This is a genomic window from Frankia sp. AgB32, from assembly GCF_023243045.1.
GTDB lineage: Bacteria > Actinomycetota > Actinomycetes > Frankiales > Frankiaceae > Frankia.
In genome coordinates this window covers 65,610-92,364 of the sequence record NZ_JALKFX010000007.1, presented here as the reverse complement: position 1 = coordinate 92,364, position 26,755 = coordinate 65,610, and the positions used below count along the sequence as shown (strand labels likewise).

23 protein-coding genes and 1 pseudogene are annotated in these 26,755 nt (G+C 71.6%); 11 read left to right on the top strand and 13 right to left on the bottom strand.

Annotated features, from left to right (window positions below):
* Positions 1 to 21: 21 nt before the first annotated feature.
* Together MXD60_RS04015 and MXD60_RS04010 are read right to left on the bottom strand one after the other, a co-directional pair.
* Positions 22 to 465: a hypothetical protein gene (locus tag MXD60_RS04015; RefSeq protein WP_248817573.1), complete on the bottom strand. Its 444-nt coding sequence runs from the start codon at positions 463 to 465 to the stop codon at positions 22 to 24.
* Positions 462 to 1,307 carry a ParA family protein gene (locus tag MXD60_RS04010; RefSeq protein WP_518467302.1) on the bottom strand — a complete coding sequence of 282 codons (846 nt, stop codon included), beginning with the start codon at positions 1,305 to 1,307 and terminating at the stop codon, positions 462 to 464. The genes MXD60_RS04015 and MXD60_RS04010 overlap by 4 nt, the downstream gene beginning before the upstream one ends.
* A gap of 314 nt (positions 1,308 to 1,621) precedes the next feature.
* Between MXD60_RS04010 and MXD60_RS04005 the strand changes: the two genes are divergently transcribed.
* Together MXD60_RS04005 and MXD60_RS04000 are read left to right on the top strand one after the other, a co-directional pair.
* Complete coding sequence (locus MXD60_RS04005; RefSeq protein WP_248817571.1) at positions 1,622 to 3,064, top strand: hemolysin family protein; 1,443 nt, start codon at positions 1,622 to 1,624, stop codon at positions 3,062 to 3,064.
* Positions 3,061 to 4,137: a CNNM domain-containing protein gene (locus MXD60_RS04000; RefSeq protein ID WP_308222359.1), complete on the top strand. Its 1,077-nt coding sequence runs from the start codon at positions 3,061 to 3,063 to the stop codon at positions 4,135 to 4,137. The genes MXD60_RS04005 and MXD60_RS04000 overlap by 4 nt, the downstream gene beginning before the upstream one ends.
* A gap of 9 nt (positions 4,138 to 4,146) precedes the next feature.
* On the opposite strand, the gene MXD60_RS03995 is transcribed toward MXD60_RS04000, so the two are convergent.
* Entirely contained in the window at positions 4,147 to 4,527 is a 381-nt protein-coding gene (locus MXD60_RS03995; protein ID WP_248817570.1) for an antibiotic biosynthesis monooxygenase family protein, read from the bottom strand.
* A gap of 52 nt (positions 4,528 to 4,579) precedes the next feature.
* Here MXD60_RS03995 and MXD60_RS03990 point away from each other — a divergent pair, with 52 nt between their 5' ends.
* Positions 4,580 to 5,281, top strand: a complete 702-nt coding sequence (locus MXD60_RS03990; RefSeq protein WP_248817569.1) for a hypothetical protein — start codon at positions 4,580 to 4,582, stop codon at positions 5,279 to 5,281.
* Between the two features lie 32 nt (positions 5,282 to 5,313).
* Here the strand turns inward: MXD60_RS03990 and MXD60_RS03985 are convergent, their stop codons facing one another.
* Positions 5,314 to 6,459 carry a pyridoxal phosphate-dependent aminotransferase gene (locus MXD60_RS03985; protein ID WP_248817595.1) on the bottom strand — a complete coding sequence of 382 codons (1,146 nt, stop codon included), beginning with the start codon at positions 6,457 to 6,459 and terminating at the stop codon, positions 5,314 to 5,316.
* 96 nt (positions 6,460 to 6,555) lie between these two features.
* Positions 6,556 to 7,407: a RecB family exonuclease gene (locus MXD60_RS03980; protein ID WP_248817568.1), complete on the bottom strand. Its 852-nt coding sequence runs from the start codon at positions 7,405 to 7,407 to the stop codon at positions 6,556 to 6,558.
* 518 nt (positions 7,408 to 7,925) lie between these two features.
* On the opposite strand from MXD60_RS03980, the pseudogene MXD60_RS29700 reads away from it, so the two are divergent.
* Both MXD60_RS29700 and MXD60_RS03975 read left to right on the top strand, forming a co-directional pair.
* Positions 7,926 to 8,183: pseudogene (locus tag MXD60_RS29700) on the top strand (winged helix-turn-helix transcriptional regulator); the annotation flags it as partial.
* Positions 8,184 to 8,550: 367 nt separating this feature from the next.
* A complete protein-coding gene (locus MXD60_RS03975) occupies positions 8,551 to 8,898 on the top strand; it encodes a chorismate mutase (protein WP_248817567.1) in 348 nt (115 codons plus the stop codon).
* Between the two features lie 297 nt (positions 8,899 to 9,195).
* Here the strand turns inward: MXD60_RS03975 and MXD60_RS03970 are convergent, their stop codons facing one another.
* The 4 genes from MXD60_RS03970 to MXD60_RS03955 all read right to left on the bottom strand — a co-directional run bounded on the left by MXD60_RS03970 (position 9,196) and on the right by MXD60_RS03955 (position 13,762).
* Complete coding sequence (locus MXD60_RS03970; RefSeq protein WP_248817566.1) at positions 9,196 to 9,786, bottom strand: DUF1003 domain-containing protein; 591 nt, start codon at positions 9,784 to 9,786, stop codon at positions 9,196 to 9,198.
* Entirely contained in the window at positions 9,783 to 11,144 is a 1,362-nt protein-coding gene (locus MXD60_RS03965; protein WP_248817565.1) for a magnesium transporter MgtE N-terminal domain-containing protein, read from the bottom strand. Before MXD60_RS03965 ends, MXD60_RS03970 begins: the two co-directional genes overlap by 4 nt.
* A 145-nt stretch (positions 11,145 to 11,289) precedes the next feature.
* Entirely contained in the window at positions 11,290 to 12,183 is an 894-nt protein-coding gene (locus MXD60_RS03960) for a L,D-transpeptidase (protein WP_248817564.1), read from the bottom strand.
* Between the two features lie 55 nt (positions 12,184 to 12,238).
* The gene (locus tag MXD60_RS03955; protein WP_248817563.1) at positions 12,239 to 13,762 is read right to left on the bottom strand and encodes a TerD family protein; all 1,524 of its coding nucleotides are present in this window, start codon (positions 13,760 to 13,762) and stop codon (positions 12,239 to 12,241) included.
* A 164-nt stretch (positions 13,763 to 13,926) separates the two neighbouring features.
* Between MXD60_RS03955 and MXD60_RS03950 the strand changes: the two genes are divergently transcribed.
* Positions 13,927 to 14,517 carry a suppressor of fused domain protein gene (locus MXD60_RS03950; protein ID WP_248817562.1) on the top strand — a complete coding sequence of 197 codons (591 nt, stop codon included), beginning with the start codon at positions 13,927 to 13,929 and terminating at the stop codon, positions 14,515 to 14,517.
* A 26-nt stretch (positions 14,518 to 14,543) separates the two neighbouring features.
* Here the strand turns inward: MXD60_RS03950 and MXD60_RS03945 are convergent, their stop codons facing one another.
* Entirely contained in the window at positions 14,544 to 15,089 is a 546-nt protein-coding gene (locus MXD60_RS03945) for a hypothetical protein (RefSeq protein WP_248817561.1), read from the bottom strand.
* 196 nt (positions 15,090 to 15,285) lie between these two features.
* Here MXD60_RS03945 and MXD60_RS03940 point away from each other — a divergent pair, with 196 nt between their 5' ends.
* Both MXD60_RS03940 and ctaD read left to right on the top strand, forming a co-directional pair.
* Positions 15,286 to 16,974: an alkaline phosphatase D family protein gene (locus tag MXD60_RS03940; RefSeq protein ID WP_248817594.1), complete on the top strand. Its 1,689-nt coding sequence runs from the start codon at positions 15,286 to 15,288 to the stop codon at positions 16,972 to 16,974.
* 170 nt (positions 16,975 to 17,144) lie between these two features.
* Positions 17,145 to 18,890 carry an aa3-type cytochrome oxidase subunit I gene (gene ctaD / locus MXD60_RS03935; protein WP_518467297.1) on the top strand — a complete coding sequence of 582 codons (1,746 nt, stop codon included), beginning with the start codon at positions 17,145 to 17,147 and terminating at the stop codon, positions 18,888 to 18,890.
* A gap of 1,011 nt (positions 18,891 to 19,901) precedes the next feature.
* Here the strand turns inward: ctaD and MXD60_RS03930 are convergent.
* Positions 19,902 to 20,141 (bottom strand): hypothetical protein, encoded by a 240-nt coding sequence (locus tag MXD60_RS03930; RefSeq protein WP_248817560.1) that lies wholly within the window; start codon positions 20,139 to 20,141, stop codon positions 19,902 to 19,904.
* A gap of 403 nt (positions 20,142 to 20,544) precedes the next feature.
* On the opposite strand from MXD60_RS03930, the gene MXD60_RS03925 reads away from it, so the two are divergent.
* The 3 genes from MXD60_RS03925 (at position 20,545) to MXD60_RS03915 (ending at position 24,885) form a co-directional block, all read left to right on the top strand.
* Positions 20,545 to 21,513 (top strand): phosphopantetheine-binding protein, encoded by a 969-nt coding sequence (locus tag MXD60_RS03925; protein WP_248817559.1) that lies wholly within the window; start codon positions 20,545 to 20,547, stop codon positions 21,511 to 21,513.
* 12 nt (positions 21,514 to 21,525) lie between these two features.
* Positions 21,526 to 23,181 carry a long-chain-fatty-acid--CoA ligase gene (locus MXD60_RS03920; protein WP_248817558.1) on the top strand — a complete coding sequence of 552 codons (1,656 nt, stop codon included), beginning with the start codon at positions 21,526 to 21,528 and terminating at the stop codon, positions 23,179 to 23,181.
* A 1,377-nt stretch (positions 23,182 to 24,558) separates the two neighbouring features.
* The gene (locus MXD60_RS03915; protein WP_248817557.1) at positions 24,559 to 24,885 is read left to right on the top strand and encodes a hypothetical protein; all 327 of its coding nucleotides are present in this window, start codon (positions 24,559 to 24,561) and stop codon (positions 24,883 to 24,885) included.
* Between the two features lie 58 nt (positions 24,886 to 24,943).
* Here MXD60_RS03915 and MXD60_RS03910 read toward each other — a convergent pair whose 3' ends face one another.
* Positions 24,944 to 25,843: a diacylglycerol/lipid kinase family protein gene (locus MXD60_RS03910; protein WP_308222358.1), complete on the bottom strand. Its 900-nt coding sequence runs from the start codon at positions 25,841 to 25,843 to the stop codon at positions 24,944 to 24,946.
* A gap of 155 nt (positions 25,844 to 25,998) precedes the next feature.
* Entirely contained in the window at positions 25,999 to 26,643 is a 645-nt protein-coding gene (locus MXD60_RS03905) for a DUF6758 family protein (RefSeq protein ID WP_248817555.1), read from the bottom strand.
* Positions 26,644 to 26,755: the final 112 nt, after the last annotated feature.

The window sequence follows — 26,755 nt, the reverse complement described above, 5'->3', positions numbered from 1 at the left end:
GACCTCGGTGGTTGCCCGGAATCAGCCGGCCGGTCGTAGGTGCAGCGCCAGCCGCACCCAGCTCATCCGCCGGCAGGCCGGGCAACGGACCAGCGAGAAGTGCCGCTGGCGCATCACCGGCAGGTGCACGCTGGGCGTCAGAGCCCGCAGCGCCCGCCATCCGCCGAGCAGACACGTCTCACCGCAGCGGGAACAGTCGACGCGCAGCCGCGCGACCGCAGCCGTCGCCGGGCGCACCCCGCTGTAAAGGACGCGTTTGCCGTGCGCGTCGCGCCCGACGACCGAACCCGCCCTGGCGGGCGGCGCCGACGGCGGCCGATCACCGCGCCGGTGCAGCCGGTCGAATCCGGCCGAGGCACGCTGCTGCGTCGACGGCTGCGGACGCGCTGCCGTGCGCTGCCCCGGCCCCACCGCCTTCGCCGGGCCTCCCGCTGCCTTCGGGGCGCCCGCTGTTCTCGGGGTCACTGACCGCGCCTGTCCGCGCCGACGGGAACCGCCGCCGGCAGCCGACCGCGCGCCGCTCGGCCCGCGGCCACCGGCGGCGCCCCGATCGGGAGCGTCGCCGGACGTGTCGGCGCCGGCAGAACCGCCGACGCCACGGGCACCGCGGGCAGGCCGGCGATCGCGCGGGCATGTGCTCGGTAGGCCTCCGCGCCCTTCGACCGGCCGGCGGTGCTGAGAACCGACCGTCCCGTGCCGGGCGCCTCGGCGAACCGCACCGACCGGGCGACCGGCGGGGCGAGCACCGCGAGGCCGTAACGGGCGGACACGTCGGCCAGTACCGCGCGACCGTGCGCCGTGCGCCCGTCGTACAGGGTCGGCAGCACTCCCCGCACCCGCAGCCGCGGGTTCGTCAGCCGCTGCACGTCGTGCACGGTGTCGAGGAGCTGGCCGACACCGCGATGCGACAGCGTCTCGCACTGCAGCGGCACGATGACCTCGTCGGCCGCGGTGAGCCCGTTGATCGTGAGGACGCCGAGCGACGGCGGGCAGTCGACCAGCACGAAGTCGTAGCCGTCGACGACCTCGGCGAGAGCGAGGCGCAGTGCGTGCTCGCGTCCGGGGCGCGAGAGCAGCACCGCCTCACAACCGGCCAGCTCGATCGTCGCGGGCAGCAGGTCGGTGCCGTCGACGGTGGTCGTGACGACGATGCCGGCGGACAGCCGACCGAGCAGCACGTCGTGCACGGACAGCTCGAGGGCGTCGGGATCGAGGCCGAGGGAGAACGTCAGGCACGCCTGCGGGTCGAGATCGACCAGCAGCACCCGGCGGCCCAGTTCGGTCAGGGCGGCGCCGAGGCTGGCCACGGATGTCGTCTTGGCAACGCCACCCTTCTGATTAGCTACCGTGAGTATGTGGGCCACGCCGATCAGTGTGGCTGCGTAATCGAGTGGTCACAACATCTGACGGGCGGAAATCTCAGCGCGCCTCCGGCACGGCCCCCGGCCGGGTGTGGGCGGCGGCGCGGCGGGGTAGCGGACCCTGCGTCGAGCGCTGTCGACGGCGCCCCCGCGACCGGCCCCGCCTGCGGCCGTGCCCGGATCGGGGCGGTGGCCGACGGCGACGTTCCCGCGAGACGGACGGACGTGACGATGACGAGGCCCGCCACGGGTGCCGCCGGGTGATCGAGGCCGTCATCCGGCTCGCGATCGTGCTGCTGCTGATCGTCGGGAACGCGCTGTTCGTGGCGGCCGAGTTCGCCCTCGTCGCGATCGAGCCGCACCAGGCCGAGCGGTCCGCCACCGGCGGGGACAGCGGGAACGGCGGGGACAGCGGGAACGGCGGTGGCGATCGACGTTCCCGGGCCCTCGCCCGGGCGGTGCGGTCGCTGTCGTTCCAGCTTTCCGGCGCGCAGCTGGGCATCACCGTGACGTCGCTGGCCGTCGGCTTCCTCGCGGAGCCGGCGCTGGCCGCGCTCCTGCGCCCGGTGCTGCGCGCCGTCGGCCTGCCGGCGGCGCCGAGTTCGGTGCTCGCCCTCGCCATCGCCCTCGTCGTCGCCACCGTTGGCCAGATGGTGTTCGGCGAGCTGGTGCCGAAGAACTGGGCGATCAGCGAGCCCCTGCGCGTGGGCCGGGCCGTGGCGCTGCCACAGGTGTGGTTCTCGCGGCTGGCCGGGCCGCTGATCGCCGTGCTGAACGGGGTCGCGAACGCAATCCTGCGCACGGTCGGTGTCGCGCCGCAGGACGAGATGCACAGCGGACGCTCCTCGGCCGAGCTGGGATCGATCGTGCGCGCCTCCGCCCGCCAGGGCACGCTTGCGCCGTCGACGGCGGCGCTGCTGCGCCGGTCGCTGCGATTCGGCGACCGGGACGCCTCCGACGTCATGACCCCCCGGGTGCGCACCGTCTGGGCCGACGCCGACGAACCCGTCGCCGCGCTGCTGCAGGTGGCCCGCGGCTCCGGCCACTCCCGCTTCCCCGTGCTGGGCCGCCCCGTCGCGGGCACGGGCACGGGCGCCGACGCCGAGGAGATCGTGGACGTCGACGGAGTGATCGGCGTCGTGCACGTCAAGGACGTCTTCCGGGTCCCGACGGCGCACCGCACCGCGGTGACCGTGCGCGACATCATGACGCCGCCGCTGCTCGTGCCCGCCTCGCTCGACTGCGACTCCCTGCTCACCCGCCTGCGCCGCGAGGGGCTGCAGCTGGCGACCGTCATCGACGAGTACGGCGGCCCGGCCGGCATCGTCACCCTGGAGGATCTCGTCGAGGAGCTCGTCGGCGAGGTGTCCGACGAGCATGACCTGCCCGCGCCGCCCGGCGTGGTACCCGACGGGCCCGGCTCGTGGCTGCTCTCCGGCCTGCTGCGACCGGACGAGGCGGCCGACGGCACCGGGGTGCGGCTGCCGGCGGGCCCGTTCGAGACCGTCGCCGGCCTGGTCCTCACCCGGCTCGGCCGGCTCGGCGCGGTCGGGGACACGGTCGACGTCGACGGCGCCACCCTGACGGTCGTGGCGCTCGACCGGCACCGCATCGACCGGATCCGGCTGACCGCCCCGGCGACGGCGCCCGCCGACCGCCCGGCGGCCCGCGGCGGGCGGGCGAGGGACGAGGTGCACCGATGATGACGCTGCTCGCCATCGTCGTCGGGTTCGCGCTCGTCGCCGGCAACGCGTTCTTCGTCGGCGCCGAGTTCGCGTTCGTCTCCGCCCGCCGGGAACGGCTGGAGCCGATGGTCGAGGCCGGTGACCGGCGGGCGCGGGCGGTGATCGGCACGTTGGAGCACCTCTCGCCGTTGCTGGCCGCCACCCAGCTCGGCGTGACCCTGTGCTCGCTGGCGCTCGGCGCGGTGGCCGAACCGAGCGTGGCGGACCTGCTGGCGGGCCTGCTCCACGCGGTCGGGGTGCCCGACGCCGGGCGGCATGCCATCGCGTTCGCGGTCGCCCTCACCATCGTCTCCGCGGTGCACATGGTGCTGGGCGAGATCGTGCCGAAGAACCTCTCGATCGCCGGGCCCGAGCAGGCGCTGCGCTGGCTCGGCCCGCCGCTGATCGTGTTCGCCCGGGCCACCTCACCGTTCGTGCTGCTGCTGAACGGGTTCGCCAACCGGGTGCTACGGCTGCTTCGGGTCGTTCCGCGCGACGAGCTCGCCTCCGCCTACACCCCGCGGGAACTCGCGGTGCTCATCGCCGAGTCGACCCAGGAGGGCCTGCTCGAACAGGCGGAACACGAGCGCCTCACCAGCGCGCTGGAACTCTCCGAGCACGCGGTCGGCACCGTGATGATCCCGCTCGCGCGGACGGTGACGGTCCCCTGGACCACCTCCGCCCGCGAGCTGGAGGCGGTCGTCGTGCGCACCGGATTCTCCCGGTTCCCGGTGCTCGCACCCGCCGACACCGAGGAGGGAGCGGGCCTTGCCGGCTTCCTGCACGCCAAGGACGTCCTGGGCATCACGCCCGAGGAGGTCGACGCCCCGCTCGCCCCGCGGCGGCTGCACCGGATGGCGGAGCTGGCCGCCGACACTCCCCTGGACCAGGCGCTACGCCGGATGCAGCGGACCGGCAGCCATCTCGGCCGGGTGACCGACGCCGCGGGGCGGACCGTCGGGGTCGTGGCGATGGAGGACGTGGTCGTCCAGTTCGTCGGCGAGGTCACCGACTCCAGCCATCACGACGCCAGCGATCACGATGCGGGCTGAGCGACCAGGTCAGTTCGTGCCGGGCGACGCGGACTGCACCACCTCGAACGACCACAGCGTGGCCCCGGTCGCCGCCGGGGCCGGACCGCCGTGCCCGCCCGGGCCGCCCGACGGGCCGCCGTGCTGGCCGCCCTGCGGCGCGGGTCCGGATGCCGCCCCGCGATGGCCCTCCCCGAACGCCTGGGAGGCCTGCCACTTCTGGAAGTCCTCCTCGCTGCGCCACCGGGTGTAGACGAGGTAGGAGTCCGTGCCCTCGATCGGGCGCAGCAGCTCGAACCACTCGAACCCGTCGGCCTGCTCGACCATCCCGGCTCGGCCCGCGAACCGCTGCTCCAGAGTGGCCCGCATCTCCGCGGGAACGGTCAGTGCGTTGATCTTGACGACGCTCATCTCCTCACCGTAGTGCGCCGACCGGTGCGACACGCCACTAGAGTGCGCGGACGTGACTGGACTTCCCCGGCTCGCCGTCCTTGGCCTCGACGTCGCCTCCGCCGCCGCGACGATCTCCCTGGTCGACGGCGGACTGGAGGTCACCACCTTCGCCTGCGGGCCGATCCCCTCGGACGCCCGCGCCGCCCTGGCCGCATATGGCTGCGAGGACCGGCTCGTCGGGGTGGCCACCGACACGCTGCGCCTGGCGACGGCCGACCCGGCGACCCCGCCGTTCGCGATCCACGGCGTGCGGACGGACCCGCCCACCGACCCGGGCCCGGACCCGACGCCCGCCGACACCGCGGCGGATGATCTGCTCGGGATTTTCGACGCGGTGGTGCTGACGGGCCACACCGAGCGGCTGCTGCCGGTCAGGACGGGATCGCCCCGGTTCGGTGGCGTGTTCGACCGGCGGGTCGTCTGGGCCTTCCACGTGACCGACCCGCCGGAGCTGGCCACCGCGCAGGGCCGGTGGATCGGCGAGTACCTGCGCGGGCGGTACGCCCTGCCCGAGCCCGCGGCGATGGACGCCGCCACCGCGACCGGCCGTCCGCGCCGCGGCGGCGCGGGCCGCGCGGCCCGCGCCGAGCGGGACCGGGAGCGGCGGGCAGGGCACGCCCGGGCCGCCGCCACCGGTTATCCCGTGCCCCGCCCGCCGGCGACGGGACCCGCTGGCGTGCGGGCGGAGGCGCCGACCGGCCCGGAGAGCTGATCACGTCCGTCCCGCGGGGCCGTCCCGGGGGGTCAGCCAGCGGTCATCCGGGTGAGGCGCTCGGCGGCGGCCTGCAGGGTGGTGAGCTTCTTCGGGAAGCCGAAGCGGATGATGTGCCGCCCGTCGGCCGGGTCGGCGAAGAACGACGAACCGGGCACCGCGGCGACGCCGATGTCGGTGATCAGGCGCCGCGCCAGGGCCACGTCGTCGCCGGCCGGGTCGACCGCCGTGGTGTCACACATCACGTAGTAGGCGCCGTCCGGCTCGCGGAAGGTGAAGCCCGTCGCCGCCAGCGAGGCGCAGAGCAGGTCACGGCGGGCCCGGTAGGCCGCGGCGAGCTCGTCGTAGTAGGCGGCCGGCAGCCCCATCGCCGCCACGCCACCGGCCTGCAGCGGCGCCGCCGCCCCGACGGTCAGGAAGTCGTGGACCTTGCGGATCGCCGAGGTGTAGGCCGGCGGCGCGATCGTCCAGCCCACCCGCCAGCCGGTCACCGCGTAGGTCTTCGACAGCGCGTTGATGGTGACGGTGCGGTCCTCCAGCCCGGGGATGGTGGCGGGCGGGAGGTGGCCGCCGGGCCCGAGATAGTGGATGTGCTCGTAGATCTCGTCGGTGATGACCAGCACGTCATACCGTTGGCAGAGTTCGGCGACCAGTTCGAGCTCGTCGCGGCGCAGCACCTTGCCGGTCGGGTTGTGCGGGGTGTTCAGGATGATGGCGCGGGTGCGATCGCTGAAGGCCGCGCGCAGTTCGGCGGGGTCGATCGACCAGTCCGGGGCGTGCAGGCGGACCAGCCGCGGCCGGGCGCCGGACAGAATCGTGTCCGGGCCGTAGTTCTCGTAGAACGGCTCGAACACCACGACCTCGTCGCCCGGGTCGACCAGCGCCAGCATCGTGGCGATCATCGCCTCGGTCGAACCGCAGGTGACGCAGAGCTCGGTGTCCGGGTCGACCGTCCAGCCCGGGTACGTCCGGGCGACCTTCGCCGCGATCGCGGCGCGGAACTCCGCCGCGCCCCAGGTGATCGCGTACTGGTTGACGTCCGCGTCGATGGCGGCCTTGGCCGCCTCCTTGAGCTGCGGCGGGCAGGAGAAGTCGGGGAAGCCCTGGGCCAGGTTCACCGCGTCGTGCGCGAGGGCGAGCCGGGTCATCTCCCGAATGACGGACTCGGTGAAGGTCATCGCCTTCGCGGAGACCCGCGGCGTCGTGGTCGGGGCGGTCTGTTCGGGCACGGCCCCATGGTGGCATCCCGGCGCTCCCCGCGGCGGCGCGTCAGGTCAGGCGTCGGCGGCCGCCGGTTCGTCGCCGAGGGCGTCCCAGGGCTGCCGCTGCGGCCCGACCGCCTGGCCCTCGGAGCACAGCGCCCGGAAGTCACACCACGAACACAGGTTGCCGGGGCGCGGGGGGAAGGCTTGGTCGGGGTCGGCACCCGCGCGCAGCGCCTCGGTGGCGCCGACCGCGTCGGCGGCGACCGACTCGGCCCGCCGGACATGGCGGGCGATCGAGTCCTCGGTGTGCTCGGCGACGGCGACCCGGCCGGTGGGGAGGTGGTGCAGCTCGACCCGGCGGCAGGCCCGGCGCAGCATCCGGCCGGCGGCGAGGGCGTAGAGCGCCAGCGCCGGGGAGGAGCGGGCGTCGGCGTCGGTGAGGGGCCGCCGGCCGGTCTTGTAGTCGACGACGACGAGCTCCCCGTCGCGCTCGTCGAGGCGGTCGACCCGGCCGGAGAAGGCCAGCGCCTCGGTGCGGGCGGCCACCGAGCGCTCGACGCCGCGCGGTTCGGCCGCCGGATCCAGCCCGGTGACGTAGCCGGCGACCATCTCGGCCGCCCGCTCCCGCCAGCTCGCCGAGTGCGCGGCGTCCCGGAAGCCCTCATCGACCCAGAGCAGCCGCGCGAGCTGCGCGGCCCGCGCGGGGGTGCGCAGCTCGAACGGCTCCTCCCACCACCTGCGCAGCGCGTTGTGCACGCTCACGCCGAAGGACGCGTGCGCCCAGGCCGGGCCCTTCGGCGGCCGCGGGCGGTCAAGATAGATCATCCGGTACCGGCGGGGGCAGTCCTCGAAGGCCGCCAGCCGCGACGGCGTACAGGCGAACAGCCTGCGGGGCATGCCGGCGAGCTCCATCTGTGCCATCGCCCGATCATCGCATCGGCCCGGCCCGACGAATCCGGTTACCTCATCCCACCGGCTCCGGCACCGCGGTACCGATCGCCGGTGCCGCCTCCACCACCTCGGCCGGCTGGCCGGGGTGGCCGACCACGCCCCGCACCGGCGCCGGTCGCCGGCCCGGGGCGTCCCGCGAGGGCGAGGCACACCGCGGCGGCGCCCGCCTCGGCGACCACGATGAACACCCACACCCGCGCATAGCCGGCGGCGCTGGAGTCGTTGGCGGAACCGGCCATCAGCGCCACACCCCCAGGACCGTGCCGAGCTGGCGGGACATCGCGAACACGGCGCTGCCGGTGGCCCGTCGCGCGGCCGGCAGCGACGCGGAGATCGCCGCCGCGAGCGTCGGGATCACCAGGCCGACCCCCTGGCCGCGAGCCTGGAGATCCTGGGTGACCGCTGGACGCTGCTGATCGTCCGCGGGGCCTGCCTGGGGGTCACCCGCTTCGCCGCCTTCCAGTCCCCGCCTCGGACTCGCCCGCACCGTCCTCAGCGACCGACTGGCCCGGCTCACCGCCGAGGGTGTCTTCGAGCGTCACCGCTACCAGGAGCAGCCCGAGCGGCACGAGTACCTGCTCACCCGGCGGGGCCGGGACGTCTGGCCGGTCCTGAACGCCCTGATGACGTGGGGTGACCAGCACGTCATGGGCGGCCAGGCGCCGTTCCGGATCATCCACCGCGACTGCGGCGGACCCGTCGACGAGCGCCGCCGCTGCGAGACGTGCGGCAGGAGGTGGACGTGACCCAGATCCGGCACGTCCCCGGCCCAGGCGCCCGGCTGGCCGCCGACGAGTTCGAAGGCATCCCGACCATCCCCTGACCCCACCGTGTGGGACGGGTTCACGGCGCCGGAACCGATCGGGAGACACCGGCAGGTGGCCGTGCCGCCCCCGCATTCCTGGACGGATTCGCGCCCGGCTGGCATGCTTGTCGCCATGGAGAGCAGCCGCACCACGCGCTACGGCGTGCTGCTGCCTCCGTTTTATGGGGACCGGGCTCGGTCCCCGCTGAACCGCTGACCTCTCGCGGATCAAGCATCAGACCCAGGCCCGGTCCGACCCGGGTCGTTGTGGCCTGGGCGCGCCGGACCTCCGACCGAAAGGTCCATTCGTGGAGAACCTCGTCGACCGTCCCGACACCGCGATCCCCGCACCGGCCGCCGCGGACGGCGTCCTCGCCCACCTGCCGGTCCCGGACGGCGCGCCGACGATCAGCACGATCGCCGAAGGACGCCAGCTCATCGACGACATCGACGCCCAGGTACGCGCGCTGCTGGCAAGCCGTCGCGACCTGTCCGGCCAGATCCAGGCCCTGCGGTCGGTCGAGGGCGGCCCGCGCATCGAGCACGCCCGCGAGAACGAAATCATCGCGGCCTGGGCCGACCAGCTCGGCCCGCGCGGCGTCGAGATCGCGATGGCGGTGCTCACCCTGTGCCGCGGCGTCCCTGGGCAGGCCTAGTTCCTGAGCAGGCCCAGGTCGTGTCCGGGCGATCTTGCTGGTGGGCGAGTTGTCGCTGTGTGCGCTGTGGCCTGGTTGGCTGGTCGGGTTCCGTGGAGGGGCCGGCGGCGCCGGCGACTGGTCGCTTCGCAGGGGCCGGTGACCGGATTGCCCCTTAGCGGGGCCGGGCGCGTTTCCAGTTGGCTGCTGGGGCTCGGTGCCCGGTGTGCCCGCGCGGCAGGGCCCGCCGCGCCGCCGGCCGGTCGCTGTGAAGGGGTCGGGGTCCGGATGCCCCTGGCATGATCGGCCGGACACGACCTAGCGCGCCGGGCCGCCGGTCGCGTCGCGGTCACGCCGGGACGAGCGTTCGCCGTCCCGGCGCCGGCGCCGTTCGCGCCGGTCCCGGTCGGACTGGTCGCCGCGCTGCGACTGCGGGGTCTCCAGCTCCGCGAGTAGTCCACGCAGCTCCGAACGCAGGAAGTCACGGGTCGCCAGCTCGCCGATCGTGATCCGCATCGCCGCGACCTCACGGGCGAGGTACTCGGTGTCCTCGCGGGTCCGCACGGTCTGCTCCCGGTCCTGGGCGAGGTTCGCCCGATCCCGGTCGTCCTGGCGGTTCTGCGCCAGCAGGATCAGCGGCGCCGCGTACGCGGCCTGCAACGACAGCGCCAGGGTCAGGAAGATGAACGGGAACGAGTCGAACCGGACCGCGGCCGGCGCGACCAGGTTGTAGATGATCCACAGCACGATGACGATGCTCTGGACGACCAGGAAGCGCGCCGTCCCGATGAACCGGGCGACCCGTTCGGCGAGCCGGCCGAAGGCGTCCGACTCGTAGGGCGGGCGCACCAGGGTGCGGCGCGACAGCCGCGGCTGGTCCAGGCGCGGCTCACGCCGCCGCCGGATCACGGCGTCGCCGGCCTGCTCGCGCCGACCTCACCGCGGTCCCCGGGTGCCACCCCGCCGGCCGGCGGTGGGGTGAGCCCACCAGGCGCGGTGCCGACGTCCGCGTCGGCGTCGAGCTGCTGCTCCCGCCAGTCGGCCGGCAGCAGATGGTCCAGGACGTCGTCCACGGTCACCACGCCGACGAGCCGCCCGGAGGCGTCCAGCACCGGCGCCGCCACCAGGTTGTAGGACGCCAGGTGGCGGGTCACCTCGGCGAGCGGGGTCTCCGGGCGCAGCGACGTGATGTCGACGTCGATCACGCCTCCGACCAGCGTCGACGGCGGTTCGCGCAGCAGTCGCTGGAAGTGCGCGAGGCCGAGGTAGCGCCCGGTCGGGGTCTCGCACGGCGGGCGGACGACGTAGATCTGGGCGGCCAGCGCCGGCGTCAGCTCCGGTTCGCGGATGCGGGCCAGCGCCTCGGCCACCGTCGCGCTCGGCGCGAGCACCACCGGCTCGCTGGTCATGATCCCGCCGGCGGTGTCGTCGGCATAGAGCAGCAGCCGGCGCACCCCGGCGGCCTCGCCCGGGTCCATCAGCCGCAGCAGCCGCTCGGCGTCCTCGGCGGGCAGCTCGCCGAGCAGGTCGGCGGCGTCGTCGGGCCCCATCGCCTCCAGCACGTCGGCGGCCCGTTCCTCCGCCAGCCCGCCGAGCAGCTCCACCTGCTCGTCCTCGGGCAGCTCCTCCAGGACATCGGCGAGCCGTTCGTCGTCGAGGGCGGCGGCGACCTCGGCGCGGCGCTTGCCGGACAGGTCGTGCAGCAGCGTGGCCAGGTCCGCCGGGCGCAGTTTCTCGAACGCGGCCAGCAGGTTCGCCGCGCCCTGCCCCTCCTCGGGCAGCGAGAACCCGGTGACCTCGTCCCAGGAGACCGTCCGGACCTCGCCGCGCCGTCCCCGCCCGGTGCGCACGGCGACCTGGTCGAGCACCCAGTCGCCGCCGCGGATCGGCTCGATCGCCGCGTCGACGACGGTGACCTCCTCGCCGACGGCCTCGTCGCTGTTGGGGATGAACGTCACCCGCCGGTCGAGCAGCTCGCCGAGCACCCGGGTCTCGTTCGGCCGCTGCTGGAACCGCCGCCAGCTCAGCCGGGCGGAGGACAGCACGACCGCGCCCGACTCCACCCCCGTGACCCGGCCGATCGGCACGAAGATCGACCGGCGCTGCACCTCCACCGCGAGGCCGAGCACCCGCGGCGGCTCGTGCCCCAGCCGCAGGGTCACGATGACGTCGTGGACGCGGCCGACCTGGTCGCCGTTGGGGTCGAGGACGAGCAGGCCGGCGAGGCGCCGGCAGTACACGCGGGACTGCGCCGGACGCGGGGGCATGCCGCCCTCACCGACCGCTACGCGTGCGAGCGGACATACCGCGCCGGTGGGACGCTACGGACCTGTTCACGGCCGGAGGCTACCCGTCCACACCGGTCGCGCAACCCGCGCCCGCGCCCCCACCGACCGAATGGCCCACCCGGGCTCAGACCGCGGCTTCGGCGATGATGTCGACCGGGGTGCCCGCGGGGACCGCCCGCAGCCGGCCGAGGTCCGCCAGGTGCAGGCGGACGCAGCCCCGCGACACCCGTGCTCCGGCCTGCCGCCTCGGGCCCTCGACACCGGCCTGGTCGTCGACACCGATCTGGGCGTCGGCACCGAGCGGGCCAAGGATGGCGACGCTCGCGTCGAGGGTGGCGTCGTAGTCGGTGGTCGTCGGCGAGTGCGCCGAGGTGACCAGCACCACGTCGCCGTACCCGGGGCCGGGCGACGGGGCGAGCAGCGCGACGAAGTAGTTGCCGGTCGGCGTGGGATGTTCGAGGGTGCCCACCCCCGCCGGCACGTCCATGACCTTGGCGTCGTCGTCGAAGAGCCGCAGCCGGGCGGACCGGGCGTCGATCTCGATCCGGTAGGGGCTGGTGGTCAGGCCCACGTCGGAACGCCGCACCCAGCCGGTGGACCCGTTGGGCCGCTGCGCGAGCCGGACCCGCAGCCAGCCCGGCCGCTGGTCGATGACGGGCAGCGCGGCGACGGCGTCGCGCCACCGGCCGGGCACGATGCCCACCGCGGTGCCGTCCGGCTCGAGGTAGTGGGGGACGTTCCGCCCCAGCGTCGCGATCAGGGTCCGCGGGGGCGCCCCCCCCCGCCCGCCGGGCCCGGCCCCGGGGGGGGCGCCCCCGCGGCCCCCCCCCACGCCGAACCCGGGACGAAACAGCGGCGGACCGACGGCGAGCACCAGCGAGATCCCGGCGGCGAGCAGCGCCACCGCCGCGGCGGGCCGCCCGGTCCGTCCAGGTTCCACCGACTCCCGACGCCGCGCGCCGGTGCCGGCCGTCTCCTTCGCGCCGCCCATGCCGTAGACACCTCCCGCGGCCACCACCGAGTCGGATGGTAGTCACTCACGGTAGCCATCGCCTGTCGGCGGAGGCTGGTGTCTAGAGGTACTGCTTCGACGGAGCGACCATCGCCCGGACGGTCTTGCCGTCATGGAACTCGCCGATCGCCGTCATCGCCCAGGTGGGCGCGCCCCGCTCCCGCTGGACCCGGCACATCACCAGCCCGGTCGCCGGCTTGGACTCGGACAGGTCGAACCGGACCAGCTCCTGCCCGGTGACGTCGTCGTAGAGCCGGCAGTAGGCATTGCGGACCTCGGTGAACGGCTGGCCCTGGAAGCTGTTCACCGTGAAGATCAACGTGATGACGGTGGGGGGCAGCGCGGACAGGTCGACGGCGATCGTCTCGTCGTCCCCGTCGCCCTGACCGGTGAGGTTGTCGCCGGAGTGACGCACCGCGCCGCGGGCGCCCTTCTTCGACATGAACCAGACCTTGTCCACGTCCTTGCCGCGCTCGTCGAACAGGATGCAGGAGGCGTCCAGGTCGATCGACCGGCCGCGCTGGGCCGGATCCCAGCCGAGCCCCATCCGCACCCGGGTGAGCGGCGGCGCGCCGGTCTTCACCAGCGAGACGCTCTGCCCCTTCGTGAGCGACACCCGCCCCTTGTCCAGGTTGACCCGAGCGCCACCCGCGGGCGGGCCGGCGGGGACGGGCGCACCCGGCCCCGGCCCCCATTGCTGGCCCGGCGGCGGGGGCTGCTGCTGGCCGGGCGGCGGGCCCCACGGCTGACCGGGCGGGGGCGGCGGCGGGCCCCACTGCGGCGGCGGCGGCACGGGCTGTCCGCCGGCCGGCGGACCCCAGGGCTGGCCGGGCGGCGGCTGACCCGGCGGCGGACCCCAGGGCTGGCCCGGCGGCGGTTGCGGCGCGCCCCACTGCGGCGCCGTGGGCGGCGCCGGCGGCGGCGCCCACTGCTGACCGCCGGGCGTTCCGGCCGCCGGCGCATGCGGGGGCATCGGTGGCGCGGCCGGCGGCGCCCACTGCTGACCGGACGCCGGCGACTGGACGGGCGGCGAGGAGAACTGCGGCTGACCGGTCGGCGCGGCGCCGGCGCCGGCGCCGGCGGGCCCGGGATCATCGACGGAGATGCCGAAGTCGGTGGCGATTCCCGCGAGTCCGGCGGCGTATCCCTGCCCGACCGCCCGTGCCTTCCAGGCGCCGGCCCGCCGGTACAGCTCGACGAGGATCAGCGCCGTCTCCTGGCCGAAGCCGGGCGGGTCGAAACGGACCAGCTCGGCGCCACCTCGGGCGTCGCGCACCACGATGCCGAGCCCGCGCACGCCGGCGAAGGTCGGCGGGCCGCTGCCGTCGAGGCTGCCGGTGACCACCACCTTGTCGATGTCCGGCGGGACGGCCGTGAGGGTGAACTCCAGCGCCGACGGCGGCAGCAGCCGCACCCCCGGCCCGGTCGGCTGGTTGAAGAAGACGAAGTCGCTGTCGGAGCGCACCTTGCCCGCGGCGTTCACCAGGATCGCGGCGATGTCCAGCGGGCTCGACGAGGCGATCTCGACCCGCACGTCGGTAGTGGGTAGCGGCGCGTTGCCGCCCTTCGTCAACGCCTGTCCCATAGACCCTCCAAAATCGCGGCCCCGTCACGCTCGCCGCCCCGGCAAGGTCGCCTGCCGGGTCCAACGGCCCCACCTGTCGCGAGGGTTCCCACTCGTGCACCTCGCGTTCTCCCGGCTGACCCTACGATCGATGTCATGACAGACACGGCGCAGGTGGTCGTCCGGTGAGTGACAGTGCCCTGAGCCGGGCGGTCGAGCGGCACGCCGCGCGGGAGTTCGGGCCGGACACCGGCCGGGCCGCCGTGACGTTCCTCGGCACCGAACAGATCGAGGTGCTCCGCTTCGGCCCCGACCGCGGTGGCATCGTCCGCTACCTCACGCTGGGCATGTCCCGGGAGCCGATGACGGCCGCCGACTCGGCCGTGCGCGACCCGGCCGGCCCGCGGGCCGAGCTGGTGCTGTCCCTGCGCGGCCGGCGCGACAGCGTGCTGCGCCGCCTCGCCGTGCTCGCGGCGATCCCCGTCGTCGAGGCCCGCCCGGTGGCCCCCGGCGCCGTCCTCGACCTCGGCGAACCCCTGTGGGACGGCGCCCCGTTCAGCGCCGTGCTCGTCGCCGAACCCGGCGGCCTGCTGCCCGACCTGACCGTGCCGGACGAGCCCGCCGCCGCGCCGGTGCGCTTCCTGCCGGTGCTGCCGATGACCGCGAACGAGGCCGCCCACAAGCGCGTCCACGGCCCGGACTCGCTGCACCAGCGCTGGCTCGCCGCCGGCACCGACCTGCGTGACCCGTCGCGGCGCGAGGTCGCCCTCACCTGACGCGCCGTCGAGTGCGCCGCGGCCCACTACTCGGCGCAGGGCGGTTCCGCGGCCGGATCCGGCCGGTCCACCAGCGGGACTCGCGCTGTCCGGTGGGGACGAGGGCGTCCGTGGGCGCGACGCTGGCCGGGACGGCGCGGAAACGGCGAGACAAGCAGTGCGCCGAACCGTTCCATCGCGAGGCGGAAATCCATCGGGGCGGGGCCCGGCAGCATCAGCTCGTGGATGTGGCCGGTGGGGTCCAGCGTAAGACGCTGGGTCGCCGCGGTCAGGTGACCGCAGAGACGGGCCTGGAAGGACAGCGTCCACTGGTCGTCCGCACCGGAGACGGATTCATGGCGGAGATCCTCGATGCGGTCGAAGGCGGCCATCAGCATGAGCCACATCGAGCGATGGCCGGCGAACCGGTACCTGCCGATCTTCGGCAGGTCCACGACCACCACATCGGCGAGGCACGCAGCGGCGGCCGCCGGGTCGCCGGCCTCGCCGGCCGCCCACCAGGCGCGGACCGCGCCGGGTACGTGGTCCCCCTCGTCCCGTGGGGACCCTGACGGTCGTCCGGAGTCGGCCACCGCTCCTCCTCTCGGATCGGGCTGGCGTGCCGAGCCCGTCCAGCCCCCGCACACCTTTCCGATCACGGTTGATGGTGCCTTCGGGACGGGCCGGGAAGCTTCGTACTGATTCGTTGGAATCCTGACACCCGTTGGCCGTCCGGCCGCCCGATCTCGGGTCTAAGGTGCTGGTTCTGTGAGCCGCGACGGTGCTGGAATCCCGCTTCCTCCTGGTAGCAACCGTGCCGACGGCGGTGGGGGCCGGCCGCATCGGCGGGCCGTGCTGCTCGGTGGGCTGGGCCTTGGCGGCGCCGCGCTGGCCGCGGCCTGCTCGAGCTCCGGTGGCACCACGCCGTCCCCGGCGCCGACCCTGCGGGCGCCGACGCCCGTCCCCGGCGTGACGGACGGGGTGTTCGCGCTCGGGGTGGCCAGTGGCGATCCACTGCCCGACGGGGTGATCCTCTGGACCCGGCTCGCGCCGAAGCCGAGCGAGGGCGGCGGGATGCCGGCCCGGGACGTGCCCGTCGACTGGCAGATCGCCACGGACGAGGGCTTCGGGTCCGTGGTACGGGCCGGTACGCAGACCGCGCAGACGGCGTTCGCGCACTCGGTGCACGTCGACGTCCGGGGCCTGGAGCCGGGGCGGGAGTACTTCTACCGGTTCCGGGCCGGCACGGTGCTCAGCCCGGTCGGGCGGACCCGCACGGCCGCCGCGCCCGGCGCCGGGCCGGACGCGGCCGCCGGGTCGTTGAGTTTCGCGCTGGTGTCCTGCCAGGACTACCAGAACGGCTACTGGCCCGCCTACGACGCGATCGCCGCGGACCGGCCCGACCTCGTCGTGCACGTCGGCGACTACATCTACGAGTACGACCCGAGCAGCAGGTTCCCGGACCGGCGGCACACCACCCCGCAGACCCCGGGCCTGGACCAGCTCCAGACCCTCGCCGACTACCGCAACCGCTACGGCCAGTACAAGGCCGATCCGGCGCTGCGGGCGGCGCACCTGGCAGCGCCCTGGGTCGTCACCTGGGACGACCACGAGGTCGAGAACAACTATGCGGGGCTCGTCGACGAGGTCGGCGACACCGGCCCGCGCCACCAGGACCCAACCGTGTTCGCCCGTCAGCGCGCCGCCGCCTACCAGGCGTACTACGAGCACATGCCAATCCGCGCCGAGCTGAACCCGGGCTCCCCGGACCTGCGGATCTACCGGCGGCTGTCCTTCGGCAGCCTGGCGACGATGCACGTCATGGACACCCGGCAGTACCGCACGCCGACGCCGGGACGCTCCCCGAGCGCGATCGGCGCGACCGACCTCGGCAGCGACAACGCCGGCGGCACGATGGCCGGCGCCGAGCAGGAACGCTGGCTGCGGGACGGCCTGGACGCCTCCCGGTCCCGCTGGAACATCATCGCGCAGCAGACGATGATGGCCCAGCTCGACGGCCAGCTGCCGATCGGCCAGGGCGAGACCCTGACGAACCTGGACCAGAACGACGGGTACCGGCCCTACCGGCGGCGCATCCTCGCCGGCATGCGCGACAGCGGGGCGCGCAACCCGGTCGTGCTCTCCGGGGACCTGCACTGCGCGTGGGTGAACGACCTACGGGTCGACTTCGACCGGCCGGAGACGCCGGTCGTGGCCTCGGAGTTCGTCTGCACCTCGATCAGCTCGGCGTTCTTCCTGATCAGCGACGATTTCGTCCGGGACAACAACGCTCGGCTGAACCCGCACGTCCGCTATTTCCGCGGGGACCGTCGCGGCTACACCCGTTTCCGCCTGAGCGCCGACGAGTGCCAGGCCGACCTGCGCGTCGTCGCGGACATCTCGCACCGCGACTCCCCCGTCACCACCGACACCTCCTGGGTGATCGAGGACGGCCGGCCGGGCGCCCAGCGCGCGTAGTCCGTGGCCCGGTCGGCGCCGGGCCATCCTTCCGGATGCCTAGTTACGCTTCGCATCTCGATCGTCACGATAGGATTCCAGCTGCTCGGCCGCGGGTCGATGACCAGGCGGTCCCACAGGTCCGCGCCGCACCCCGCAGCCCGTGACCGACGACAGCAACGGGAGCCGGCGTGACGACCCTCGAGGAGCCACGGAAGCCGCACGAGGTCGCCCGCATCCGCGCGGAGGACATCGTCGCGGCCCATTCCCGGCCACGGGCGGGCCTGCTCGGCTACCTGCGCACCACGTCCCACAAGGACATCGCGGTCATGTACTTCGTGTCCGCGCTCGGTTTCTTCCTGTTCGCCGGGATCCTGGCCGTCATGATGCGGGCCGAGCTCGCCCGGCCAGGGCTGCAGTTCTTCTCCAACGAGCAGTACAACCAGCTGTTCACCATCCACGGCACGCTCATGCTGCTGATGTTCGCGACCCCGCTGGCGTTCGCGTTCGCGAACCTGCTCGTGCCGTTGCAGATCGGCGCGCCGGACGTCGCCTTCCCCCGGCTGAACGCGCTGTCGTACTGGCTGTTCCTGTTCGGTGGCCTGGTCGTCATCTCCGGGTTTCTCGCCCCGGACGGCGCGGCGGACTTCGGCTGGTTCGCCTACGCCCCGCTGAACAGCAGGACGTACGCACCGATGCCGGGCGGCGACCTGTGGATCCTCGGACTGACGGTCTCGGGTCTCGGCACCATCCTCGGCGGCGTCAACATGATCACGACGATCCTGTGCATGCGCGCCCCCGGCATGACGATGTTCCGGCTGTCGATGTTCTGCTGGACGTTCCTGGTGACGTCGATCCTGGTCATCATCGCGTTCCCGGTGCTCGCCGCGCAGCTGCTGGCGTTGGAGGCGGACCGCCGCTTCGGCGCGCACGTGTTCGACGCCGCCAACGGCGGGGCGATCCTCTGGCAGCACCTGTTCTGGTTCTTCGGGCATCCCGAGGTCTACATCATCGCGCTGCCGTTCTTCGGGATCATCAGCGAGATCCTGCCGGTGTTCTCCCGCAAGCCGCTGTTCGGCTACAAGGGCCTGGTGTTCGCCACCATCGGGATCGGGGCGCTGTCGGTGGCGGTGTGGGCGCACCACATGTTCGTCACCGGCGCGGTGCTGCTGCCGTTCTTCGCGTTCCTGTCGTTCCTCATCGCCGTGCCGACCGGCATCAAGTTCTTCAACTGGGTCGGCACGATGTGGCGCGGGCAGCTGTCCTTCGAAACGCCGATGCTGTTCGCCCTCGGCTTCCTCGTGACGTTCCTGTTCGGCGGGCTGACGGGGGTGCTGCTGGCCAGCCCGCCGATCGACTTCCACGTCAGCGACAGCTACTTCGTCGTCGCCCACTTCCACTACGTCGTGTTCGGCACGGTGGTCTTCGCCGCGTTCGGTGGCACCTACTTCTGGTTCCCGAAGGCGACCGGCCGGATGATGAACGACCGGCTCGGCAAGGTCCACTTCTGGACGGTGTTCTTCGGCTTCCACTCGACGTTCCTCGTGCAGCACTGGCTCGGCCTGCGCGGCATGCCGCGGCGTTACGCCGACTACGGCCCCGCCGACGGCTTCACCACCCTGAACACCTTCTCGACGGCCGGCTCGTTCCTTCTCGCCCTGTCGACCCTGCCGTTCCTGTACAACCTGTGGCACTCCTATCGGCGCGGCCTGATCGCCGCCGTCGACGACCCGTGGGGCTACGGCAACTCGCTGGAATGGGCGACGTCCTGCCCGCCGCCGCGGCACAACTTCCACTCACTGGCGCCGATCCGATCGGAACGACCCGCCTTCGACCTGCACTACCCCCGGGTCGCCGGCCGCGTCGACTTCCACGCGACCCCCGAGTTCACCGGCGGCGGCGACGCACCCCCGCTCGGCCAGCGCCGGCAACCATAGCGCCGGCCACCTCTTCGGACAGGGGCCGGAAACCGGATCGACGATCCAGGGCAGGAGCCGGGCGGACCAGCCGGGTTCACGGATCGCCAGTCCTCGCCACAGTCGCGCCATAGTGAGAGGGGCAGTGGTGCCGTCAACCGGCAGCACCCCGGCCGGGACTGAGGCGCGACCGAACGATCTCCGGCCTCTGCGGTTGCGAACCCGGGGAAGATCGCGGCGGTGACGTTCCCGTCGGAGGACCGGGCCCGCGACGTGATCCACAATTCCACGCCGACGGATTTATCTCGCTCTACTCGAAGTACGCCGGCGGCCAGCCGCGGACGTTCACCCTCCCGGAACGTCGAGATATCAAGAGGATCGCACAGTTCCGCCCGTCGGAGCACCAGTTGCCGTTTTCGACCTGGAGCCTGTCGAAGCTAGTGGAGCTCCTTGTCGCCGAGAGGTGGTCGACGACATCAGCCATGAGGGTCGACGGATCCGGAGTACGAACCGAAGAAGGCCCGGGTCGAGCGCCTCCGAGCGATCGCAGACGGGCCATGTCGTCCCGAGGCGGGTGAGCAGCCGACCGTGATCCTCTGCGTGGACGGTCTCGCCGTTGAGCCTGCAGCCTTGCCGGCGGCCGGTTCTCCATAACCACCCCCGTCGACGAGAAGATCCGCCGCACCGTCGACGGGATCACACGGGACGCCTGGACCCCGATCCGTTACCGCGCCATCTGGGACGAGACCACCGGGGCCTGGATCTCCGACGCGGACATCTTTGAAGTCGGCCACACCGCCTTCGCATCCGGCCGCACCGCACCCCAGCCGCCTGATCGTGCGCCGGGTCCGAGACCAGAACACCACAGGCCAGACAGAACTGTTCCCCACCTGGCGCTATCACACCGTGTTCACCGGCAGCCCGTTCCCGCTCGCCCAGGCCGAAGCCCCGCTCGGTTCGGAGCGGAAGTGCTCGAAATTCGCCAAGCAGTTCTATTGGGAAAATCAAGGTAGGCGGCTCCCAGCGCGGCGTTCAATAAGATTGCACCCTAGTGCCGCGACAGGCAATGATTGCCCGTGCGACGACCGCGCGGAGGTCCTTGTCGTGGGCGTGCTGGTTCCGCCAGACGACGTAGCGGCGGATCACGGACGCTTGGGCTCGGTGGGCGGTTCCGTCGAGCGCGAAGGAGCGCAAGGCGGTGAACTGGGCTTCTAGGCGGTTGAGCCAGGAGCTATAGGTTGACGTGTAGGCGATCTCGCCGATGTTCGCCACAGCTCAGTCCCCCGACCCTGCTGTTGACCTTCGTGCACAGGTGGGGGCTTCTGGTGGACGGAAGCCCAGAGAACTCCCATTCTCCCAGCTCAGAGGGCGCTTCCGCGTTCAAAAGTCACAACAAACAGCCGTAAGCGTCCGTGCGTCCAGGCCAAACCCCCTGAGCCTTGATCTCTGATTGGCGATCCATATCCACACCCTCACCACGATGAACCCCACCGTGGCAAGCATCACACCGACGTTAGAATGTCGCGGACACATGCTGCCATCACCTATCCTCCGACGTGTGAAGATGTTCATCTCCTTCATCAACCGCTCTTTGAATCTTCGATCCGTCGAATAGATCGTTACCACCGGTGTCGGTGCTGAAAGTAGTTTTCGCCGTCGGACCAGACGAGGTGAGATGCCTTCCCAGGACGCTGTAAGAAACCTTGTCGCGAAGGTTACAGGGATAGACCCGGAGCAACTTTCCGACAGTGCTCGATTCGGCGCAGAACTGGGTTTCGACTCCTTCGTTCTCCTTGAGCTACATGCCGGCCTGGCCGACCTCGGAATAGAGCTTACGGAACGAGATTGGCTGGCCATCGACAGCATCGCCGAGCTGCACCAGGCATGCCAATCCCAAGAGCCGGAAGGCGTGGCGCACCTCGATCCCGCGACAAACCGGGGGGCTCAGGACTGGCCAAGGGCAAGCTCGCTGGCGCCTCCCCACGACGCACTTCACCTCGACCCGCAGAGGGAAACCGACAAGCTCGACGTTGCGACCGGTTCTGCCGAACCGCCGACGTGGAATGGAAAGCTCTTCCGACTGACTCCCGTGCTACCGACCTCGACTGCCTTTCTCTACGAGCTCGCGATAGCTCCAGATGTGGGTTTCAGGTGGAGATACCGAGGATCGGTCCCAAACGTTCACCAGTTCGAGCAGGAACTTTGGGCAAGCACGCTGTCCCAGTTCGTCGTGGAGTCCGTGGAGTCCGGCGAGCCGGTCGGGAACGTGATCTGTTACAACCCTGACTTCACCCTGGGCCATGCCTACGTCGGGGCCGCAATGATCAACCGCTACCGTGGATCAGGAATCGCACTGGAGCCGGTGCAGCTCTTCATCCGGTATCTCTTCGATGTCTGGCCTTTTCGAAAATTGTACTTTGAAATTCCCGAATTCAACTTCAAGCAGTTCGCAAGTGCACAGAGTGAGCATTTTCAGATCGAGGCGCGACTCAAAGATCATGATTATTACGGCGGCCGATACTGGGACAGGCTCATCCTCGCAGTCAGACGGCGCCAGCCGCTCACCGTCGGCTTCTCTCCCTCTGCCGACGCAGGCAGGATCGGAGTTGCGGAGCAGGTTGCCCCTTTTCACGGACCCAGGTAAGGGAGGCTTCCGGTGGTCTATCTCCTCGACGCTGTAAGCCGCGCGGCGAGAGAATCTGGATCAATTATATTCCTGGTCCGCGGCGAGGCGCGCCAAGTCGCCTGGACCGAGCTCTATGAGGACGCCGCCAGATTGGCAGCGGGCCTGATTGTCCGCGGAGTTGGGCCCGGCCGACCACTCGTGATCCTGGCACTCACCTCGCGCGCCGCGGTCACCGCCGCACTCGCCGGATGGCTTTCCGGTGCAAGCGTGACATTCGCTCCCACACCAGCTCGCACGATGACAGCCGAAGTCTATCTGGCCGCCACCCGAGAAAGGCTGGCCGCCCTGGGGACTCAGCTGCTTCTCGTCGGCCAGCCATGGGTCCAGGACATGGCCGCCCTACGCGTCCCGGGACGCACCGTCGCCGACCTCGATGTGTTCGTCGCCAAGGCCATTGCGCAGGGAGAGCGGACCTGCCAGCCGCCGGACATCTCCGAGGACGATCCTGCAATTCTGCAGATGACGAGCGGGACTACCGACACACCAAGGATAGTCACGATCAGCCACCGGAACCTGGCGGCGAACATCCAGGCCATTAAAACGGCCACAGGTCACGACGAGATCCATGGGCGGATGCTCTCGTGGCTGCCGCTGTCCCACGATATGGGGCTGGTCGGCGGACTCATCATCCCAATGAGCTGTGGGGGCTGCGATACAGTGCTGTCCAGTCCGGTCGACTACCTGGCTCGTCCGGAGGACTGGATGCGCCAGTTGTCACGGTTTCAAGCGACCGCCACCGTCGCGCCGAACTCTGCGTACTCCCTCGCCGCGAGGCTGCTGTCCACCGGTCCGGCTCTAGACCTGTCCTCACTGAAGATCGCTCTGTCGGGCGGTGAAGCCATCGACCCCGAGGCCGTGGAAGCATTCGTTAAGGCGGGTGCCAGGCACGGCATGAGTCCTGCCGTCCCGGTCACCGCCTATGGGCTGGCCGAAGCAACTGTCGCGGTCACGATGTCTCCCGTGAGACGCGGCCTTCGTTGCGACCCGGTCGACGGTGCTGCTTTGGCCGAGCAGGCACGTGCTGTTCCCGTCGCACCCGGTGCCAGTAGCACCCGCGCCCGCCGACTTCCGCTGCTTGGTCCACCGATCCCCGGGATGTCCGTCCGCGTCGTGGAATCGGAATCAGGCCGAGTCCTTCCGGAGCGCTCCGTGGGCGAGATCGAGGTTCGGGGACCCTCCGTGGCTGTCGGATATCGCAAAGGCCCAACCGCCATGGAGTTTGCGACCGGGAGGGACGGCTGGCTGCGCACGGGCGACCTTGGCTACCTCGTCGATAGTGAGCTGGTCGTAACCGGGCGCCGTAAGGATGTTATAATTGTGGCCGGACGAAATATTTATCCTGAAGAGGTTGAGCGCGCCGCGACGCTGGTTGCCGAGGTCCGCGCCGGGAATGCCGTGGCATTTTCCTACCGCCGACTCGGCCCGCTGTCCGGGGAATGCCTGGGGATCGCGGTGGAGAGTCGATCCGAAAGCATCGCCGAAATTCAACGCAAGATAGTACTCGAGGTGCGGGAGAACGTGGGTGTACGCCCACACATCGTCAGGGTCCTTCCGCCGGGGAGTATTCCAAAGACGCCATCCGGGAAACTTCAGCGGGCTGAGGCCGCTCGGATGTACGCACCATGACGGACGCTGAACCACGCGGCCGATCGGCGTCTACAGCCGAGTACAGGGCCGACCGGGTCCAGGACCGCGCTGTTACGGGAGATGCCGATTCTCCCCAGCCGGTCAGCGAGAATATCGCAGCCCGTCTGGTCGCCAGCCTACTTTCGGCGTGGACCCAGACGGATCAGGCGGCTCGAACCTCCACCCTAGCGGGCTGCTGCAGTTCTGCAGTAATCTACGCGAACCCACTGGCGCAGGTCAGCGGAGCCGAAGCGATTTCGACGCTCCTGGGCGATATATCGCGCGATTTTCCAGGAGTCCGGCCGGTGCGAGTCGGCGACCTTGATGTCCACAACCGCTATGCCTGCTTTCGGTGGTCAATGCGGGACTCCAGGGACCACGAAACGCTTTCCGGAATAGACGTGATTACTTTCGCCGTGCAGCCCGAAAAAATAGAGCGCGTGGTGTCTTTTTTCACTCGGCCGCCCGCACGTGTCACCTATTCATATGGCCATTTTAGCTAGTGGCGCCGACCATGAGGCCACAGGGACCTCCGTTCCATGATCGGCCTTGCAAACGAAGGAACTAAAGGAGTAGAGATGCAGCGAAGAAATGCCGCACGCCTCGCGCTCGGAGCCTGCGCGCCGGTCGCGCTTGCAGTGGCGACCGTCGGGGTTCCTGCGGCCGCCGCCCAGGCGGCCCCGCCAGTCCCTGGCCCTGCCTCGGGTACCACGGCCATCACAATCACCAGTCCGGCGGAGCGGAGTAGTGGCGTCAGCGCAGCGGCGGCGCCCGGCATAGGAACGACGGTGTGCTCAGTAAGTGCGGATGCTCCGCACTTCTCGGACACCTCGGGCAATGGCGCCGGCAGCGTCATCTACAAGACAAGAGTGAACTGCACAGGCACTGTCACTCCCGTGACCATCGACTTCTACGGAAATCTTGGCTCGATTAGCGGCGGCCCGGGATCCCCGCCCGCCGGGCCGCTTATCAGCAAGGCGACGAGCTCCGAGAAGAGGACCGTCAACGTTCCCTCGAATAATACGTTCTACACCCCGGATGTCGCCCCGACAAGCATTAAGGGTACCGCCTGGTATCAAGGTGCATCGCGCGTCGGACTCGTCGGCGGAACATACGGAGACTTCCGCTCGATTCTGCGTTACGTAACAACGCCGTAATTCTTCAGTGAGCTCGACAGCGGTCGCCGAGCTACTCCCCGATCCTCCAGGTGAATTTCTATCTGGCCGGTAGGTTCCGGCGGCGAATCCCATGCGGGGCGAGGAATCCGGCGGATGACGCTGGTCGAGTGCAGGATTTCGTGGCAGTGACTCGGTCGGGCAATCCAGGTTCGGCCGACCGAGTCACTGCCCGTGCTACAATTCTTCAATGAATTTGCGCATGGTGGACCCACGGGAGACTCGGTGGGAGGTGGAACGGCCCGCGTATCGCGTTCAGTTCTGGTCGGCGCCGGATAGTAATCCGCACGTCGCTCCGCATTCCACCACCTACGAGATCACCGACACGGACGTCCTCGCCGTGCTTGATTGGGTTACCCGAACCCGCGGTGACCGCGTATTCGTCCTGTACGTCGTCTGCCGGCAGGGTGGCGAGCTGGGCCAGCTGCGGCTTGCCGGGCAGGATCCGACCGCGAGCGACCCAGCTGGCGTCCTCGGCATCACGGTAAGCGGTGACGGCAGCGGCGACGCAGTACCTGACCAGCCATAGTCATGGGACCGCGATCGCAGCGGCGCGCTCATCGGATATCCAGCCGGGGCCGCGGGGTTCAGGTAGCGGGGAGCAGCAGGCGTAGGGCGCGGGGGCGGATGATGATTTCTGTCGGCAGGTCGGCGAGCGGGTCGCCGTCGGCGTAGACGGCGAAGGGGCGGTCGGCCTCGACACGGACGCGGCGGCCGCGCAGGACGCGGACGTACGGGGTGTCGACGTGCCGGCCGGCGAAGACCCGGGGGAACAGCGCCAGGAAGGTCAGTCGGGAGGCGCGGGAGACCAGCACGATCTCCAGCAGGCCGTCGGTGAGGTCCGCGGCGGGAGCGAAGCGCATTCCGCCGCCGTAGAACGGGGCGTTGGCCGCGGCGACCGTCCAGCCGTGCAGGTCGAAGGGCGGTTCGTCGTCCAGGGTCACGGTGAAGTGGGCCGGGCGCCAGGCGGCCAGCGCCCGCAGCGCCGCGTAGGTGTAGACCTGCCGGCCGCGCAGCAGGCGGGTCCGGTTGGCGATGACCTGCACGTCGGAGTCGTAGCCGACGCTCGCGATCCCCAGGTACGGGCGGCCGCCGACCTCGGGCAGATCGACCCGCAGCTCCCGGGACCGGGCGAGGTCCGCCGCGACGCGGCGGGGGTCGGCCGAGAGCCCCAGCCCGCGGACGAAGTCGTTGCCGCGACCGCCCGGCAGCACGGCCAGCACGCCACCGACGCCCGCCACCGCCCCGGCGACCGCCCCGGCCAGACCGTCGCCGCCGAGCGCCACGACCACCCGGCCACCGGCGGTGGCCTCGACCGCGAGCGCGCGGGCATGCTTTAGGTCACGGGTCGGCGTGACCCGGACGTCCGCCGCCCAGCCGGCGAGCTCGGTGCCCACCTCGCCGAGCAGGCGCAGCGCCCGGCCGCGGCCGGCACTCGGATTCACCACCACGGTGAGCCGACCAGGCTCGATCGCGGCGTCCGGCACGCACCCCGCCGGCGCCGGTTCGATCGGCACGCAACCGGGCGGCACGCAACCGGACCCCGTCGCGGGTGGCGCCGAAGGCGGATTCGTCATGTGGGCTGGTCCCCTTCGCCGGCCGGGCTCGATCGGGGATCAGCCTATGGCCGCCGGGGAGGCGATCAGCGCAGCGTCGACGGCAGGGCGGCCAGGTGTTCGCTGAAGGCGCCGAAGAACGACCGCTCGCCGAGTTCCGGTGCGTCCCGAACGTCCCGCAGGACGAGGTGCTCCAGCAGGATCAGCGCGGCGTCGGCGGGCCAGAGCACCAGCCACAGCCAGACCCCGCGGGCCTCGCCGACGAACGCGGCGCGGTCGGCCGGGGCGGCCACCGGCCACATGGCGGTGGGACGCCCGGCGGCCTCGACCTTCGCCTCCGCCGACCCGGGCAGGGTCTCCGGGTCGGGGCCGGCGCTGCCGGCGAGGCGCGCGCCGAGGCCGATGCCGGGGGCCTCCCCGACCAGCACCCTCTCCGCCGGGCCGCCGAGGGGGGACGGGCCGGCGGCGGCGACGGCGGCGGCCCGCGGCCCGGTACGCTCGTCGCCGGCCCAGCCGACGCCGCTGACGTACCAGTGCACCGGCATGGGCTCGGGCAGCCAGACGGGCACCGTCGAGGTGGTGGCCATGGCGTGCATCGCCTGTTCCCGGCTGGACGCCGCCGTGCGGTAGGGGGTCACCTCCCCGTGCCCGTCGCACCGGTACTGACTACTCCACAGGTCCGGTGGACGGAGCGGAGCGAGACAACGAGGACAGGCCGCGGCAGTGGTCACCGGGCGCCTCCTAGGGATCGGGTCGACGCGGCCGCCGGACTTCGGCGGATCCGGGAGAACTGTGCCCGCCGCCAACCCCTGGCAACCGTCACAACCCACATGCAAGCGTCCT